Source organism: Paenibacillus sp. UMB4589-SE434 (assembly GCF_030226685.1).
Taxonomy (GTDB): domain Bacteria; phylum Bacillota; class Bacilli; order Paenibacillales; family Paenibacillaceae; genus Paenibacillus_B.
Genome location: NZ_JASOYK010000001.1, coordinates 1,777,092 through 1,794,283, shown reverse-complemented (window position 1 = coordinate 1,794,283; position 17,192 = coordinate 1,777,092). Strand labels below are relative to the sequence as shown.

The 17,192-nt window shown below is 47.4% G+C and carries 13 protein-coding genes; 11 read left to right on the top strand and 2 right to left on the bottom strand.

Going from position 1 to position 17,192, the window contains the following annotated elements:
• Positions 1–58 precede the first annotated feature (58 nt).
• The 8 genes from QP775_RS07310 (at position 59) to QP775_RS07275 (ending at position 8,781) form a co-directional block, all read left to right on the top strand.
• The gene (locus tag QP775_RS07310) at positions 59–853 is read left to right on the top strand and encodes a TIGR00282 family metallophosphoesterase (protein ID WP_239328207.1); all 795 of its coding nucleotides are present in this window, start codon (positions 59–61) and stop codon (positions 851–853) included.
• 277 nt (positions 854–1,130) lie between these two features.
• A complete protein-coding gene (locus QP775_RS07305; RefSeq protein WP_006286829.1) occupies positions 1,131–1,391 on the top strand; it encodes a stage V sporulation protein S in 261 nt (86 codons plus the stop codon).
• Positions 1,392–1,651: 260 nt separating this feature from the next.
• Positions 1,652–2,611 carry a dipeptidase gene (locus QP775_RS07300; RefSeq protein WP_285104812.1) on the top strand — a complete coding sequence of 320 codons (960 nt, stop codon included), beginning with the start codon at positions 1,652–1,654 and terminating at the stop codon, positions 2,609–2,611.
• Between the two features lie 206 nt (positions 2,612–2,817).
• Positions 2,818–4,551, top strand: a complete 1,734-nt coding sequence (locus QP775_RS07295; RefSeq protein ID WP_239328205.1) for a 2-oxoacid:acceptor oxidoreductase subunit alpha — start codon at positions 2,818–2,820, stop codon at positions 4,549–4,551.
• A 1-nt stretch (position 4,552) separates the two neighbouring features.
• A complete protein-coding gene (locus QP775_RS07290; RefSeq protein WP_239328204.1) occupies positions 4,553–5,419 on the top strand; it encodes a 2-oxoacid:ferredoxin oxidoreductase subunit beta in 867 nt (288 codons plus the stop codon).
• Positions 5,420–5,532: 113 nt separating this feature from the next.
• Entirely contained in the window at positions 5,533–6,102 is a 570-nt protein-coding gene (pduL, locus tag QP775_RS07285; RefSeq protein ID WP_239328203.1) for a phosphate propanoyltransferase, read from the top strand.
• A 561-nt stretch (positions 6,103–6,663) separates the two neighbouring features.
• Positions 6,664–8,217, top strand: coding sequence for a tRNA (N6-isopentenyl adenosine(37)-C2)-methylthiotransferase MiaB (gene miaB, locus QP775_RS07280; protein WP_285104809.1), 1,554 nt, complete (start codon positions 6,664–6,666; stop codon positions 8,215–8,217).
• Positions 8,218–8,364: 147 nt separating this feature from the next.
• Positions 8,365–8,781, top strand: coding sequence for a YlbF/YmcA family competence regulator (locus QP775_RS07275; RefSeq protein WP_285105750.1), 417 nt, complete (start codon positions 8,365–8,367; stop codon positions 8,779–8,781).
• A gap of 199 nt (positions 8,782–8,980) precedes the next feature.
• On the opposite strand, the gene QP775_RS07270 is transcribed toward QP775_RS07275, so the two are convergent.
• The gene (locus QP775_RS07270; RefSeq protein ID WP_285104807.1) at positions 8,981–9,979 is read right to left on the bottom strand and encodes an electron transfer flavoprotein subunit alpha/FixB family protein; all 999 of its coding nucleotides are present in this window, start codon (positions 9,977–9,979) and stop codon (positions 8,981–8,983) included.
• Between the two features lie 25 nt (positions 9,980–10,004).
• Positions 10,005–10,820, bottom strand: a complete 816-nt coding sequence (locus QP775_RS07265; protein WP_239328200.1) for an electron transfer flavoprotein subunit beta/FixA family protein — start codon at positions 10,818–10,820, stop codon at positions 10,005–10,007.
• A gap of 270 nt (positions 10,821–11,090) precedes the next feature.
• Between QP775_RS07265 and QP775_RS07260 the strand changes: the two genes are divergently transcribed.
• The 3 genes from QP775_RS07260 to QP775_RS07250 all read left to right on the top strand — a co-directional run bounded on the left by QP775_RS07260 (position 11,091) and on the right by QP775_RS07250 (position 17,192).
• The gene (locus tag QP775_RS07260) at positions 11,091–13,292 is read left to right on the top strand and encodes a (Fe-S)-binding protein (protein ID WP_285104804.1); all 2,202 of its coding nucleotides are present in this window, start codon (positions 11,091–11,093) and stop codon (positions 13,290–13,292) included.
• Positions 13,293–13,520: 228 nt separating this feature from the next.
• Positions 13,521–15,923, top strand: a complete 2,403-nt coding sequence (locus QP775_RS07255; RefSeq protein WP_285104802.1) for a 3-hydroxyacyl-CoA dehydrogenase/enoyl-CoA hydratase family protein — start codon at positions 13,521–13,523, stop codon at positions 15,921–15,923.
• Positions 15,924–15,941: 18 nt separating this feature from the next.
• A complete protein-coding gene (locus tag QP775_RS07250) occupies positions 15,942–17,192 on the top strand; it encodes an acetyl-CoA C-acyltransferase (RefSeq protein WP_483311994.1) in 1,251 nt (416 codons plus the stop codon).

Sequence of the window (17,192 nt, the reverse complement as noted above, 5' to 3'; positions counted from 1 at the left end):
AGATGGAGAAGTGGCCGGTGGCGGCCACTTCTCTCATTTGTAAGGGGGACTGGATCCGATGAAAGTCATGTTTATCGGCGATATCGTCGGGAATACCGGCCGTAAGGCTCTGAAGCTTCTGCTGCCAGAACTGAAGCAGAAGTATAATCCGCACATCATTATTGCAAATGCGGAAAATGCTGCAGCTGGACGCGGGGTTACTGCGGCAATTATCAAGGAATTTATGGAATTGGGTGTTCATGGCTTTACGATGGGCAACCACACATGGGACAACAAAGATATATTTGATTGGATTGACGATGAGAAACGGGTCATCCGTCCGGCAAACTTCCCGCCAGGAACACCAGGTCATGGGATAGCAACAATTAAAGCGAACGGGAAAGAGCTTGTCATCATCAATCTGCAAGGCCGTACTTTCTTGCCAGCTATAGATTGTCCATTCCGCGAGGTTGATGATTTGATTGCTTCGCTAGGGAAAAAGCGCAAGCCTGTACTTGTTGATTTCCATGCTGAAGCTACTTCAGAAAAGATCGCAATGGGCTGGCATTTAGATGGCCGAGCTTCGATCGTTGTCGGCACACACACACACGTTCAGACAAACGATGAGACTATCTTGCCAGGCGGTACCGCTTATTTAACGGATTGCGGCATGGTCGGCTCAAAAGATGGCGTATTGGGTATGGAACGGGAAGCTGTGTTGCGCAAATTTAAGTCCCAACTTCCAGTTCGATTTACGGTATGTGAAGGAAAATGGCAGTTCCACGCCATCATTGTCGAAATAGACGATGAGACGGGGGCAGCCAAAAAGATAGAGAAGATTCGCCTGCGAGAAGATGAATGGATTATGAGCTAACAAATGGATAAGGTAGATCTAACGTGTAATCCGAACCTGTCAGGGGTGGATTACACGTTTTTATTACCAATTGATTGAACCGGGAAAAGAAGGTATTTCTAAAACTTCGGGAATGAGATGCCAAGCACGCGCATAGTAGTGATACATAGCGATAAACGTGCATGACCGTTGTGCAAGTGTTGTCCGTAAACCGCACATCAGGACAGGAATGTTTACGATGTTCACGAATATGCTGTATTAATGGAATCTCACCCACATTCCCGAGGAGGTACTTTCCATGGAAGTATTAAAAGTTTCAGCAAAATCCAATCCTAATTCGGTAGCTGGTGCTCTAGCAGGAGTGTTGCGCGAACGGGGAGCTGCCGAATTACAAGCGATTGGAGCCGGTGCTTTAAATCAGGCTATTAAAGCAGTTGCAATCGCACGGGGGTTCGTAGCGCCAAGCGGAGTAGATTTAATCTGTATACCCGCCTTCACCGATATTGTCATCGATGGAGAAGACCGCACGGCTATTAAGCTAATCGTGGAGCCACGATAAGCACGAAATGCAGCAGACGTTGTACCTATGTCTTAACCTGTTTACGTTGTAAGCAGGTTTTTTGCTGTCATTAGATCAGGATCTTGATTACGATATCAGGGCTTGGGTGTGTTAATCTATATTGTAGAATGCATACTTGGATCGGACAAGCTGTAGACGGTGCGAAAGCTATGCAGAGCACGATTATCTGTAGGTGGATACGACGCGCTCGCACCAATTGAAGTCCAAGTCTATGTGAATAAAGGAAGGAATGACACGATATGACTCGTCGAGTTATTGATTTTCATTGTGATGTACTATATAAGATGCTGTACGAGGGCAAGGTGAATATATCGCAAGAAGACCTTATGGACGTTACGATTCCAAGACTTCGGCAAGGAAATGTAGGTATCCAGGTACTTGCGTTGTTTCTTGAGCCTCATTTGCTAACAGGTCCACCACGGTTCTCACAAGCATTACGTGCAATTGATCTCTACCGGGAACATATCCAGTCACATGAGGATGTGATAGACATTCGCTGGCAGGAAGACTTGGTACGATGGAACGAACAGCCCGATAAGCTTGGGATGATTCTGTCACTGGAAGGTGTTGATGCACTGGAAGGGGATATGGTGTATCTGCGTACGATATACGAGCTTGGTGTGCGATTCCTGGGTCTTGCTTGGAACAATGCCAACTGGGCCGTAGACGGGGCGCAGGAGCCGCGTAAGGCCGGATTTACAAGAGAAGGGATCACTTTAATACAGGAGTGTGATCGTTTAGGAATCACACTTGATGTAAGTCACTTAAATGAGAAGGCATTCTGGCAATTGCTTGAATTAACGGACAAGCCGATTATCGCATCACATTCTAACAGTGCCTACATTATGCCGCACGTACGCAATTTGACAGACGAGCAGATTCGGGCGATTATTGCACGGGACGGCCGAATAGGGGTTACATATGTGCCGTATTTTGTAGCGGAAAAAGGGCGTGTTGAGATTGAAGATCTCGTGCGCCATATTGATCGGATATGTGAGCTTGGAGGACACAATCATATTATGTTAGGTTCTGACTTTGACGGAATCGATAAAAAGATTGTTGGCCTGGAACATGCTGGGATGCATGGAGAATTGTTATCTGTACTGGATAAGAACTACGGTGCGGCCTTCACAGATGAGATTGCTTCTGGCAACGCAAAGCGATTTTTGGCTGCGCACTTGCCAAGACGCGAACAATAAGCATTAATTCATCTCGCAACGGTATTAAATCTATCTAAAGTTGCTATTAAGAGGCGCAGCGAAAACGCTTGCTTTTTAAGAATACCGGACATACAATTGTGGTGACTCACGCATTAGAAAAATTTTACTTCTTACATTTGTCAAATCATAATGCGTCTCTGAAGTGGGAGAGGCCAGTGCGAGTCACTTTAAAGGAGTGGGCGAGCTTGATAAGTCAATTGTCATGGAAAATCGGGGGGCAACAAGGGGAAGGCGTAGAAAGTACGGATCGTATTTTCTCGACAGCATTAAATCGTTTAGGTTACTATTTGTACGGCTATCGTCACTTTTCTTCGCGGATTAAGGGTGGCCATACAAACAACAAGATTCGCATTAGTACGAAGCCAATTCGTGCAATCTCAGATGATCTGGATATTTTGGTCGCATTTGACCAAGAAACGATTGACTTGAACGCACATGAATTACGCCAGGGGGGCGTAATCGTAGCTGATGCCAAGTTTAATCCCGTGGTACCAGAAGGTGTAGAAGCACGGTTATTTGCCGTGCCGATTACGGCAATTGCCGAAGAGTTGGGAACGTCTTTAATGAAGAATATGGTTGCTTCCGGCGCATCTTGGGCGCTGCTCGGGCTGCCGCTTGAAGTATTTAATACAGCTGTAGAAGAAGAGTTCGGACGTAAAGGTCCAGCAGTCGTTGAGAAAAACGTGGAGGCTGTGCGTCGTGGAGCAGACTTCGTGTTGGAGCAAGCTGGAGGACCGCTTGGTGAGTTCCAATTGGAACCTGCTGATGGTGAGCAAAAGTTGTTTATGATTGGCAATGACGCGATGGCGCTAGGCGCGTTGGCGGCAGGGTGCCGGATTATGGCGGCTTATCCCATTACGCCTGCTTCCGAGATCATGGAATACCTGATTAAGCAGCTTCCGAAGTTTGGTGGTACGGTCGTGCAGACGGAAGACGAGATCGCGGCCGTTACGATGTCAATCGGTTCGAACTATGCTGGTGTTCGTTCGATGACGGCTTCTGCCGGGCCTGGCTTATCGTTGATGATGGAGGCTATCGGACTGGCAGGAATGACAGAAACGCCACTTGTCATCGTGAATACACAGCGCGGCGGTCCAAGTACAGGGTTGCCGACCAAGCAGGAGCAAAGTGATGTCAACGCCATGATCTACGGTACTCACGGGGAGATTCCGAAGATCGTAATTGCACCAAGCTCTATCGAAGAATGTTTTTATGACATGGTCGAAGCTTTTAATCTTGCTGAGCGTTACCAGTGTCCAGTTATCGTACTGACAGACTTGCAATTGTCGCTCGGCAAGCAGTCGTGTGAGCCTTTGGATTATGAGCGGATTATTATCGATCGCGGCAATCTTGTAACCAACGTACCGCCTTCCGAAGATAACGTGCTATTTAAACGTTATGAATTCGTTGAAGGAGGCGTATCTCCACGTGTTCTTCCAGGTGAAAAAGGTGGGCTGCATCATGTGACAGGCGTCGAGCATGATGAGACAGGACGCCCATCGGAAAGCGCGATTAACCGTAAGAAGATGATGGATAAGCGGCTTCACAAGCTAGATAATTTGCAAGTAACCAATGCAATTCGAGTGGATGCACCACATGAAGACGCAGATCTGCTTATTGTTGGTATGGGATCAACGGGCGGAACTATTGATCAGGCCCGTATGCAGCTCGAACAAGATGGCATTAAGACCAATCACGTTACCATCCGTCAAATCTATCCATTCCCGGTTGCACAGTTCAAGGCTTATGCTGATCGTGCTAAGCAGATTGTTGTATTGGAGAACAATGCAACAGGGCAGCTGGCAAATCAGATTAAGCTGAACGTTGGAGTTGGCGACAAAGTTCGTAACATTACGAAGTATGACGGTACCCCTTTCTTGCCTAGCGAAGTATATAAACAAAGCAAGGAGTTGGTCTAGCATGGCAACTTTTAAAGAGTTCCGCAACAATGTAAAGCCTAACTGGTGCCCGGGTTGTGGTGACTTTTCGGTACAGGCTGCCATTCAGCGTGCTGCGGCGAGCGCCGGCTTGGAGCCTGAAAAGCTTGCTGTCATCTCTGGAATTGGCTGTTCTGGCCGTATCTCAGGTTATATTAATGCTTATGGCTTCCATAGCATCCATGGACGCGCGCTGCCAATAGCCCAAGGCGTGAAGCTTGCGAATCGGGATTTGACGGTTATTGCTTCCGGGGGCGATGGCGACGGGTTTGCTATCGGGATGGGGCATACCGTTCATGCGATACGACGTAACATCAACATGACCTACATTGTCATGGACAATCAGATTTATGGCTTGACCAAAGGACAGACATCTCCGCGGAGCGCTGTTGGCTTCAAGACCAAGAGCACGCCGGAGGGTTCGATAGAATCAACCTTGTCTCCACTGGAGATCGCACTCGCTGCGGGTGCTACCTTCGTAGCCCAGTCTTTCTCAAGCGATCTCAAGCAGTTGACGTCGTTAATTGAGCAAGGCATCAATCATGAAGGCTTCTCCCTTATTAATGTATTTAGCCCTTGTGTCACGTTTAATAAGATTAATACGTATGACTGGTTTAAAGAAAATATTGTTAACCTGGATTCAGTGGAAGGTTACGATGCATCCAATCGTGTAATGGCGATGACCAAGCTTATGGAAACGAATGGTATGATAACAGGACTTATTTATCAGAATCAAGATAAGCGATCTTATGAGAATTTAATTACTGGTTTCCGCCCGGAGCCATTAACTAATCAGAATTTGCAAATATCAGTGGAAGATTTTGATAAACTGCTGAAAGAATTCAAATAATTTTCGCAAAATTGTTGAAAAAGGCATGCGTCATTGACGTATGCCTTGTTTAATTTCGTAGTATAATACACTTTGGTACTTGAACTAGAGAGAAATCGAGAGGTGGAAGACACATGAAAACTGTACCTGTCGGCGTATCTGGACGTCATATTCATTTGACTCAAGAACATATTGAGGCTTTGTTTGGCCCAGGACACCAATTAACTGAATTCAAAGCATTATCCCAACCTGGCCAGTATGCAGCCAATGAAACGGTAGAAGTACACGGACCTAAAGGATCTTTTAAATCGGTTCGTATTCTTGGACCAGCTCGTCCTGCATCCCAATTGGAAGTATCCCGTACGGATGCTTTTTCGCTCGGCTTAAAACCTCCTGTGCGTGAGTCTGGCGACATTGCTGGAACACCAGGCGTGAAGCTTGTAGGTCCACATGGCGAAGTGGAGTTGGAAGAAGGAGTTATTGTGGCAGCTCGTCACATTCATTTCCATACTTCAGATGCTGCTAAGTGGAACATTGAGGATAAACAGAAGCTCCGTGTTCGTGTCGGTGGGGAACGTGGCGTCGTGTTTGAAAATGTTGTTGCACGTGTTCATGCGAACTTTGCATTGGACATGCATATCGATACAGACGAAGCTAATGCTGCAGGCGTTAAGAATGGTGACACTGCCGAGATCGTCGAATAATTCATACTTTGAATGGCAAGAACAATCAGAAAAGCGGTCCCCAGTGGGCCGTTTTTTTGTTTGCCAATTTAGATAAAAACAGGGGATATCCTAGCTTAATTGGGTCCATGCAGGATAAGTCTATATAAGCAGGACTCTAGTAGCGTAAGGGTGGAGGATATAGTGCCTTGCTCTTATTATTGATGAAGTATTTGTAATATGAACTGTCGTAACCTGTCTAGGGATTGATGCTTATGGCGGATTTTTTCGAACTGAGAAACGGTTATAATAAATGTACATCAAGCAAATATTTACTATGACATTTACCTACCTTTATATAATTCGGAGTCTGAACGATAATCCCCTCAATTGGAGAAGTTCCTCGGCAAGGACTGACAATTGATCGACTTAAGTTCATCCCGCCCCCGCATCTCCCGGCATGCTCATGTTGGGAGATGCTTTTGTGTGTCTTGGAAACGCAGGATGAGAATGTTATAATTAAAGGTATTGGTTGATTTAGCCATATTACTGCAATGTTTGAATATAGTCGACAGACATAGATAAAAGGAGTGACTATTGAGGATGGGTCAGGAGAAGAAGGATTATTCCAAATATTTTGATTTCTCTCAAGCTAAAGTCATTAAAGAGGATGAGCATGGCAAGAAGATTAGAATCAACGGACGTGAGATTCATATTATGTCCGAACCGAAGCATAACCAAGAGAAGCAGCGCGGCAAACAGAGCATTCAAGTACACTATGAAGAAGCGGTGCCGGAGTCTCTTCGCCAGCTAGGTCATGGTAAGCGCTATCTTATTTATACGTTCGGTTGCCAGATGAACGAGCATGATACGGAGACGATGAGTGGTCTGCTGGAGGAGATGGGTTACCAGAGGACAGAAGACCGCAAGCAGGCTGATCTTATTTTACTTAACACATGTGCGGTCCGTGAGAATGCTGAAGATAAAGTATTTGGAGAACTAGGGCACTTGAAGACGCTGAAATTGGAAAGACCGGGCCTGATCTTAGGTGTATGCGGCTGTATGTCTCAGGAAGAGAACGTAGTTAATCGTATTATGCAGAAGCATCAATTTGTAGATATGGTGTTTGGCACCCACAACATTCACCGTTTGCCGTACCTGGTTCAGGATGCGCTCTTTAATAAAGAGATGGTCGTTGATGTATGGTCCAAGGAAGGCGATATTATCGAGAATCTTCCTAAGAAGCGTTCAGGTATGCGTGGATGGGTGAACATTATGTACGGCTGCGATAAGTTTTGTACGTATTGCATCGTTCCTTATACGCGCGGCAAAGAACGAAGCAGGCGTCCAGAAGATGTAATCGCGGAAGTTCGTGAACTTGCTCGTCAAGGTTATAAAGAAATTACGCTGCTTGGGCAAAACGTCAATGCTTACGGCAAGGACTTCGAAGATATCCATTATCGCTTCGGTGATTTGATGGATGATATGCGAAAGATTGATATTCCTCGTATTCGATTTACGACATCCCATCCACGTGATTTCGATGATCATTTAATCGAAGTGCTTGCGAAGCGGGGCAACCTGGTCGAGCACATCCATTTACCAGTCCAATCGGGCAGCAGTGAAGTGCTTAAGAAGATGAGCCGCAAATATGATCGAGAGCTGTTCTTGAATCTGGCGCGCAAGATTAAGCAGGCTATGCCAGACGTTGGGTTTACGACAGACATTATTGTTGGTTTCCCAGGTGAGACAGATGAGCAGTTTGAAGAGACGGTGTCATTACTTCAGGAAGTCGGATTTGATATGGCTTATACGTTTATTTATTCACCTCGTGAGGGGACTCCAGCTGTACATATGGTTGACGACGTGCCAATGGAAGTTAAAAAGGCACGTCTAAAGAGGTTAAATGAAGTGATGGCAGAATTAAGTCGCAGCAGTAATGAACAAATGGTCAGTAAGACGGTTGAAGTGCTGGTAGAAGGCGAGTCAAAGAACAATAGCGAGATACTATCCGGCCGAACGCGTACGAATAAGCTGGTTCACTTTGCAGGCGGCAAAGAGTTGATTGGTCAATTTGTACAGGTTAAAGTGACGGACAGTAAGACATTTTATATTAAAGGTGACCTTGTCACAGAACCGATAAAAATGAGTTCTTAATATTATCGAGGTTATCAGTTACAATAGACTCAGCATGTTTAAAACCTCATTTGAGGAGATTGACGTTAGAGATGGGAGAGGTTCTCGTTGGCTGAACATATACAGGATTCGCATCAGGAACATGCGCACAACCATACAGGTTGTGGTATGCCTTCCTTTAATACGCGTGACCTGCTCGTGCGCGAAGATATCATGGAGAAGGCAAAGCAATTGGCCGATATGATCTGCACGACGGAAGAAGTGAAGCAGTATCAGCAAGCAGAGAAGCAGATTCAGGATCACACGCACATTCAAGAGGTTATTGCCAAGTTGAAGAAGAAGCAGAAAGAGATTGTAGCGTTCCAATCTTTCAAAAATAACCAAATGATTGAGAAGATTGAAGGAGAGATCAATGATCTGCAAGATGAACTGGATAATGTGCCGCTTGTGGTTGAATTCCAACAGAGTCAATCAGATGTAAACTACTTGCTGCAGCTTGTTATGTCTGTTGTTAGAGATACGGTGTCCGAAAGAATCAATGTAGAAACCGGTGCCGAATCCGACCCGGATACATGCAGTGATTAACGGTCGCTTATACTTATGATGCGCTTCGCTTGATGACGTCAGCGCATCATTTTATACGGATAATAGGACACCCCCGATACAATTAGTATTGGGGGTGTTTTGTGATTGGCGAAGCTGAATCGTTTCACGAATATATGATTAACATTATACGATTAACATGATGAGAAACACCAGCTGTCAAAGGGTGCTTTTTGTACCTTCAGGTTAACATTTTACGAAACTCGGATGTCAACAGCGGTATGATCTCAAATAAGTCACCCACTATGCCGTAATCAGCCACTTGAAAGATTGGCGCCTCGGGATCAATGTTAATCGCTACAATCACCCGCGATTGGCTCATGCCTGCGAGATGCTGGATCGCTCCGCTAATCCCACATGCAAAATAAATTTCTGGGGTGACTACCTTTCCAGTTTGGCCAACCTGAAGTGAATAGTCACAATATCCTGCATCACAAGCGCCTCGTGAAGCCCCCACAGCACCGTTTAATACAGATGCCAGCTGCTCCAATGGTTTAAAGCCGTCTGAGCTCTTAACGCCACGGCCGCCAGAAATAATAATTTTGGCTTCAGTCAGGTCTATAGCCCCAGACATCCGCTGAACCACCTCATGAACGACAGATCGTAGCGATGGGGAGGGGGTAGGCAGGAATGTCTGCTTAATGTCGGCGGCATTAGCTGACAGACTGTCCTCCAGGTGATCTATAGCTTTAAAGTTATTAGGACGTATCGTGATAATCCATGGGGTAGCTTGGTTAGCAAACTGGCGGGATTCGAACGCTTTTCCCGCATATACCGGGCGCCGGAAGGTCCAGCCTGTCTCAGAAGCCTGAAAAGAGACGACGTCAGACAATTGTCCGCTCTTTGTATGAGCTGCAAGCATAGGAGCTAAATCTCTGCCCATCGCAGTATGGCCAAACAGGACGATATCGGGTGATACGATATCGTTAAAAGTGCGCACAGCGGCAAAATAAACTTCAGGCTCATAGTACTTATACGAATCGTCGTCTGCGATAATGAGCTCTTGAATCCCAGTTTTCAATAGAACACTGCTGACGGCATCTAATTGATGACCGATAAGCAATGCTACAATTCGATCCCCAGGCGTATAAAGTAGTTCCGCAGCATGAAGCGCTTCGAAGGTTACCTGCCGCAATTGATTACCTCTCATCTCTGCAATGACTGCTATCGTGCGTCCCATGTGATCGCACTCCTTTCATCTATCGTTATCCGATACATTTGGCTTCATCACGCAAACTTCGAATCAATTGTTCGACCTGCTCAGCAGGGCTTCCTGCGAACAGCTTGCCAGATAGGCGGGGGGGAGGGAGCTCGATCGAGGTCCTCAGCGTACCGGCAGCTTGTGAGAAGTCAGGACACAATGTCATTGCATCAATCTGGGTAAGCGGCTTCTTCTTTGCTTTCATAATGCCTGGAAGTGAAGGATAGCGCGGCTCATTTAATCCCTGCTGCGCTGTAAATAACGCAGGCAGTGTCACTTCAAGACGTTCCGTGTCCCCTTCGGCGTCTCGATCAGCTTTGGCACGCTGTCCTTCCATTCGTTCAAGCTTCGTAATTGCTGATACGTGCGGGATGTCCAAGAGCACAGACAAACGAATAGCTACTTGAGCGCTGCCTTGATCAACGCTGAAATGGCCAGCTAACAGCAGCTGCGGCGGTTGATCCTTAAGCGCGGCGTACAGCAGGCTTGATACCACATGCTCGTCAAGCTGTTCAGCAGCGCTGCTCTCGACATGGATGAGAACGGCTTCGTCTGCTCCCATCGCCAATGCTGTTCGTAACGCTTCCGCACAACGTTCAGGACCGACAGAAATGACGGTTACTTTGCCCCCATAGGCTTCCTTCCAACGCAGTGCTTCCTCAACGGCATATTCATCATAAGGATTTATCACCCATTTTACACCGTCTTGACTTACTTGTCCGTTAACAATGCTCACTCTTTCCTCCGTATCAAACGTTTGCTTCAGTAAGACAACAATATCAAGCGGTGAATGAGCTGATTCATTACTTAAAAAAGTCATAGCACACCTCGATTCTGCAGCATTGGTCTTAGGACCTTCATTTCAATCATTACTTGTCTATATATATGTGGGGAAGACAACGAACATTTCTTCATCAAGCATTTTTTACGTAATAAGTTCATATCCATCAACCATAAGGACTAATACGAGCTCAGAACGTGGAGCCGTATGTTGTCCTAATACCACCATGATGAACATAGATTGGCAGAAGAGAAGAAGGGGGAGATGATAATGCTTCTGCTGGTCAAATGGATTTTATGTCTGTCATGCATGTCCATCGGAATGACGATGTTTATACACGTGATAAGGATGCGCTGGCAGTATGTACGTCTTGGCATGCCTTCTACTGTTCTGGACAACGTGAGCGGCAGGGTGTGGCAAGCATTGCTAAAGACAATGACTCAAGGGAAATTGTGGAAGGATTGGCGCAGCGGGCTGATGCATCTGTTTTTGTTCTATGGCTTCCTTCATCTGCAGATTGGAGCAGTTGATATTATATGGAAGGGATTAACAGGGAATCATCTGCCACTGCCAGGATATGAGGCGTTTGTCATTGCACAGGAATACACGGTCATGATTGTGCTGGCTGCAATTCTTTACGCGGGATATCGACGTTACGTAGAACGGCTGGCGCGATTAAAACGAGGCATGAAGCCAGCTTGGGTACTGTTGTTTATCGTCTTGCTGATGGTAAGCGTAGTTGGAACGATGGTGTTTGATCGTGCGTTGGAGGGTGCAACAGAAGTGACAGGGTCGTTAACAGCATGGATTGCTTCCTCAATCGTACATTCGCCACTGTTTATATTGACCATTGGTTATGAAATTTCATGGTGGCTTCATCTAGTGGTGCTGCTTGTTTTTTTGGTGTATGTGCCGCAGTCCAAGCACTTTCATTTAATAGTAGCTCCAATCAATCTAGGCCTCCAACGTTCGTCGCATGAGATTGGCAAGCTGGAACCGCTTGATTTGGAGCAGGAGGAAGCGGAAAGCTTTGGTGTTGGTGCTATTGAGCAGTTTAGGCAGAACCAGCTAGTGGATTTGTATGCATGTGTAGAGTGTGGCCGTTGTACGAATGTATGTCCTGCAGCCAGTACAGGAAAATGGTTGTCACCGATGCATTTGATTACAAAGTTACGCGATCACTTAACGGAAAAAGGTGCTGCCGTTACTTCAACTACACCATGGGTTCCTGCTCTACATGCTGGCGTCATGACACATCGTTGGATAAATATGGGGAGTAATGAAAGTGAAGTGCTTGTCCAGTTAACGGATGCACATCCTGTTGCTGGAATTGAGCAATCAGGTGCTGATGTATTACAACGTGCCGCTGGAAAGTCTGCCGCGCCTATCTCATATACATTATCGATCCAGAAACAGCAATGGGTCGGTGAACGCTCACATATCAAATCAACCGAGAATGCTCATGACGCACGGTCATTGGAATTAATTGGTGATGTTATGTCTGAACAGGAATTGTGGGCTTGTACAACGTGCCGAAATTGCGAAGATCAATGTCCAGTCGGAAATGAGCACGTGGATAAGATTATTGACATGCGGCGATACCTCGTGCTGACACGCGGCGAGCTCCCGGCTGATGCTCAACGGGCAATGACCAATATTGAACGTCAAGGCAATCCTTGGGGCATCAATCGTAACGATCGGCATCAATGGGCACTGGATTGGGAGCGCAGCAGTGGCCGTCATGTACCGGTAGTAAAGGAATCAACGGCTTACGATGTATTGCTGCTTGTCGGTTCTATGGGTGCGTATGATCGTCGTTCTCAACGTGTCATCCGCTCGCTTATTCGTCTCATGGAGGCGGCCGGTATCCGATACGCTGTGCTAGGTAATGAAGAGCGCAGCTCAGGAGATACAGCTCGGCGACTAGGCAATGAATTTCTGTATCAGGAGTTAGCGCGCGACAATGTCGCCTTGTTCAAGAAGTATGACGTTAAGCAGATTGTAACAGCTTGCCCTCATACCTATCACACTATAAAGAAGGAATATCCAGACTTTGGGTTAAGCGCAGACATCGAAGTGTATCACCATACCGAATGGTTATGGAAAATGTGGCAGGAAGGACGAATTCAGCTTAAACATGCGGTGAACGAAAAAGTGGTCTGGCACGATTCCTGTTATCTTGCTCGCTATAACGACATCGTCGATGCTCCGCGCGAATTGGTAAGAGCTATCCCGCAACTATCCCTTGTTGAGATGGAACGGCACGGCAAAGATGCAATGTGCTGCGGAGCGGGCGGCGGCCGGATGTGGATGGAAGAGACAGAAGGCAAGCGAGTTAATGTGACCCGTGTAGAGCAGGCATTGCTCACGGAACCGACTGTGATCGGGAGCGCATGCCCGTATTGTCTCACGATGATGGAAGACGGTACAAAAAGCTTGGAACGTGATGAGATACGATCGTATGACATTGCTGAATTGGTAGCGATGTCAGTCCTTGGCGAACGTGAGTAATCGATGAAACGATTAGGTATTCGCTGTGTTTTATTTCTTCTTACTAGTTACGCTTGCACAGAAGATGCGAGCGAACAATAAATGCAGCTGCTTCATGATACGCATAACACAAGTTGTTTTCCAATATAGCAGTAGTAAGGCTTTATAAGCGAGTAGGACTGTTAGCTGATTCATGGAACAACCAATCCATGAAACGACAGATTCCTAGAACGTAAAGGAGTGAACAATGTGGCGTTAAAACGATGGAATGAGGTACGGACCGCTGCGGTAATCGGATCAGGTGTTATGGGGGCTGCTATCGCTGCACATTTAGCGAATGCAGGCATACGATGTCTACTGCTTGATGTTGTACCGAACTCCATAACCGTCGAAGAAGAAATAAAAGGGCTCGCCCTAACAGATAAGGCTGTACGCAACCGCTTAGCAACTCAGGGCATAGCGCGACTGAAGAAAACAAATCCATCTCCCTTGTATATGGAAGCGTTTGCGGATCGGATAGCAGCAGGCAACACCGAGGATGATATGCCCCGTTTACGAGGCGTAGACTGGATTATAGAAGCTGTAACCGAACGTCTGGATATTAAGCGTGTCGTATGGGATGAGATCGAGGCACATTGGACGCCTGGCACGCTTGTCAGCTCCAACACCTCAGGAATTTCTCTGACTGCGATTGCAGAGGGCCGTGGGCAGGCATTCAAGGAATCGTTTGTAGGCACACATTTTTTTAACCCGCCGCGATACATGCACTTGGTTGAGGTGATTCCAACCGCGGATAGTGCTCACGATACAGTAGAGCAGGCACGCGAGTGGTGCGAGCGCAGACTTGGAAAAGGTGTCGTTATCGCTAAAGATACGCCCAACTTTATCGGCAATCGCATTGGTACCTACAGCCTCGTGACAACTCTTCAAGAAATGGAACGTGCAGGATTAACGATCGAGGAAGTGGATGCGATAACTGGGCCAGCGATGGGGAGGCCCAAGAGTGCAACCTTCCGCACGCTGGATCTTGTCGGACTGGATACGTTTATGCACGTTGTTGGTAACTTGACAGAACATGCGCCAACTGAATCTGAACGTCAATTGTTCAAGCTCCCGAGTTGGTACCACAAGCTGGTAGAACAAGGTCATATTGGAGAGAAAGCAGGTCAAGGCTTCTATAAAAAAGAGGGCAAGGGCCGTATTACAGCACTTCGCTTCGATACGATGCAGTATGCAGACAGACAATATGTTCAAGCCCCTTCGCTCGAAGCCGCAAAGCGAGCTAAAGGAACGGGTAATAAGCTGAAAGCACTGCTGAATACCAAGGATAAATATGGAACTTTTGCTTGGGATACGACCAAACAAATGTTGGTTTATTCTGCATCGCTAGTTGGTGTTATCGCAGACGATATTCAGAATATTGATCACGCGATACGCTGGGGCTTTAATTGGCAGTTGGGTCCATTTGAAATGTGGGATGCCATTGGAGTTAGAGAATCAACGGCCCGGATGCAGGCAGAGGGGGTGGACGTACCTGCTTGGGTGCTGGAGTGGCTGGCAGCAGGACACGAAACTTTCTATATGAAGCTACCGAGTAAGGGGAAAGCATACGCCCATCTTGGTGGTTATCGAAATGTGGAAACTGCCCCTCAACATATTTCGCTGCGTGAGCTAAAAGACGCTGGCGCGACGATAGCCAGTAACGCAGGAGCTAGTCTGATCGACCTTGGTGACGGCGTGGCTTGCCTGGAGTTTCATTCGCCGAACAACGCAATCGGTGGAGATATTTTGTCAATGATCCAACGCAGCGTAGAACTCGTGGAACAGCAATATAGTGGCTTAGTAGTGGCTAACGAAGGCAAGCATTTCTGTGTCGGCGCTAATATTATGCAGCTGCTTGCAGAGGCCCAAGCGGAAGAATGGGAAGAAATTGATGATATTATTAAGCATTTTCAGCAGTCGATGCTGCGGCTGAAGCGATTGCAGAAGCCAGTTGTGGCCGCGCCTCATCAGATGACGCTTGGCGGTGGTGTTGAAGCTTGCTTGCCTGCTGACGTCATTCTATTCAGTGCAGAAACCTACTTTGGGTTAGTTGAGACTGGAGTGGGCTTAATTCCGGCAGGTGGCGGCTGCAAAGAACTGCTGCAGCAGCTCTCGGCAAGGTTTCCTCATGCGGAGGATGATCTGACGCCGCATGTACTGCGGATATTCGAGACAATTGCGATGGCTAAAGTATCAACAAGCGGCTTTGATACAGAAAGGCTTGGTTACAGACGGCCAAAGGATGAGGTGTTAATTGACAGTAAACGCCGCTTTTATGAGGCGAAACAAATCGTGCTTGCAATGGATGCCTCTGGATTTAGCAGTGAGCATTCACCCGTCATTCGAGTGGCTGGCAGAGAAGCCAAAGCTGCGATGAAGCTGGCTATCCAGGGGATGCGCGAAGGTGGCTACATAAGCGAGCATGATGCTCTGATCGCAAATAAGCTTGCTCATATACTGTCAGGTGGCGACGTGCCGAGCGGAGCACTTGTATCGGAGCAATATGTACTGGATTTGGAGCGGGAAGCATTCTTGTCGTTATGCGGCGAACAGAAGACACAGCAGCGGATGGAGCATATGCTGCGTACCGGTAAGCCATTACGCAATTGATGGAAGGGGGATGAATAGATGATGAAACCATCTTCAGGCACAAGAACACCAATACCGACACATCGGGAAGCGGTGATCGTATCTGTGGCAAGAACGGCTGTAGGCAAAGCAAAACGTGGGGCGCTCGCAGAAACACGCGCAGAGGATATGGGGCGGGCTGTTATTGAAGCCGTGCTGGAACGGGCACCTGGCGTAAGCCGGGAAGTGATCGACGACGTCATCCTTGGCTGTGCAATGCCAGAGGGGGAGCAAGGGCTTAACGTAGCGCGAATTATCGCGTTGTATGCCGGTCTGCCATCATCCGTGCCTGCAGTGACGGTAAACCGCTTTTGTTCATCTGGGCTGCAGGCAATCGCTTACGCTGCCGAACAAATTCAATCAGGAAGTTCAGATATCGTGATTGCTGGGGGAGTAGAGAGCATGTCGCATGTGCCTATGACCGGCTTCAAGCTGGCGCCGCATCCGCGAATTGCGGAGGAGATGCCAGAAGTATACATCGGCATGGGACATACGGCGGAGCGAGTTGCTGCTCTGTATGGCATTAGCCGCGAGCAGCAGGACGCCTTCGCCTTGAACAGCCACCGTAAAGCTGCGGCAGCACAAGCAGCTGGCCTGTTCAACGATGAGATCGTGCCCGTTCAGTCACTTCATTCTAAGGAATCGCCGAGTGGACATTACACACTTCATTATAAGCCCTTCGAGCATGATGAATGTGTTCGCGCTGATACGAGCATGGAGGCTCTTTTACGGCTGAAACCTTCGTTTGCAGCCAGAGGCACGGTGACGGCTGGCAATTCATCACCAATAAGCGATGGTGCTGCAGCTGTGCTGGTGATGAGCCGAGAACGCGCCGAGGCGCTTGGATTGGAGCCGCTTGCTACATTTCGAGGCTTCACGGTAGCGGGAGTGGCCCCTGAAGTAATGGGAATCGGCCCTGTGGAAGCAATTCCAAAGCTGCTGCGACAAGTAGGATTGGAAAAGAACGATATTCACCAGTATGAAATAAACGAAGCATTCGCAGCGCAATGTCTCGCCATTATAAAGCAGCTAGAGCTAGACGAGGCACAGATTAATGTAAATGGTGGTGCGATTGCATTGGGACATCCGCTCGGCTGTACAGGAGCTAAGCTTACTACGAGTTTGGTTCAGGATTTACGTCGAAAAGGAGGCGGATTCGGCATTGTATCGATGTGCATCGGTGGGGGTATGGGCGCGGCGGGTTTGTTCGAGGTTCATGCGCCAAAAGCATCAGCAGAGGAGGGCGAATGA

Bases quoted from the DNA above. Each gene is read 5' to 3' on its own strand.
- QP775_RS07300 (WP_285104812.1), top strand. From the start codon at position 1,652: ATGACTCGTCGAGTTATTGATTTTCATTGTGATGTACTATATAAGATG.
- QP775_RS07275 (WP_285105750.1), top strand. From the start codon at position 8,365: ATGCCTTCCTTTAATACGCGTGACCTGCTCGTGCGCGAAGATATCATG.
- QP775_RS07290 (WP_239328204.1), top strand. From the start codon at position 4,553: ATGGCAACTTTTAAAGAGTTCCGCAACAATGTAAAGCCTAACTGGTGC.
- QP775_RS07305 (WP_006286829.1), top strand. From the start codon at position 1,131: ATGGAAGTATTAAAAGTTTCAGCAAAATCCAATCCTAATTCGGTAGCT.
- QP775_RS07265 (WP_239328200.1), bottom strand. From the start codon at position 10,820: ATGACTTTTTTAAGTAATGAATCAGCTCATTCACCGCTTGATATTGTT.
- QP775_RS07310 (WP_239328207.1), top strand. From the start codon at position 59: ATGAAAGTCATGTTTATCGGCGATATCGTCGGGAATACCGGCCGTAAG.
- QP775_RS07250 (WP_483311994.1), top strand. From the start codon at position 15,942: ATGATGAAACCATCTTCAGGCACAAGAACACCAATACCGACACATCGG.
- QP775_RS07260 (WP_285104804.1), top strand. From the start codon at position 11,091: ATGTCCATCGGAATGACGATGTTTATACACGTGATAAGGATGCGCTGG.
- pduL (WP_239328203.1), top strand. From the start codon at position 5,533: ATGAAAACTGTACCTGTCGGCGTATCTGGACGTCATATTCATTTGACT.
- QP775_RS07270 (WP_285104807.1), bottom strand. From the start codon at position 9,979: ATGGGACGCACGATAGCAGTCATTGCAGAGATGAGAGGTAATCAATTG.
- miaB (WP_285104809.1), top strand. From the start codon at position 6,664: ATGGGTCAGGAGAAGAAGGATTATTCCAAATATTTTGATTTCTCTCAA.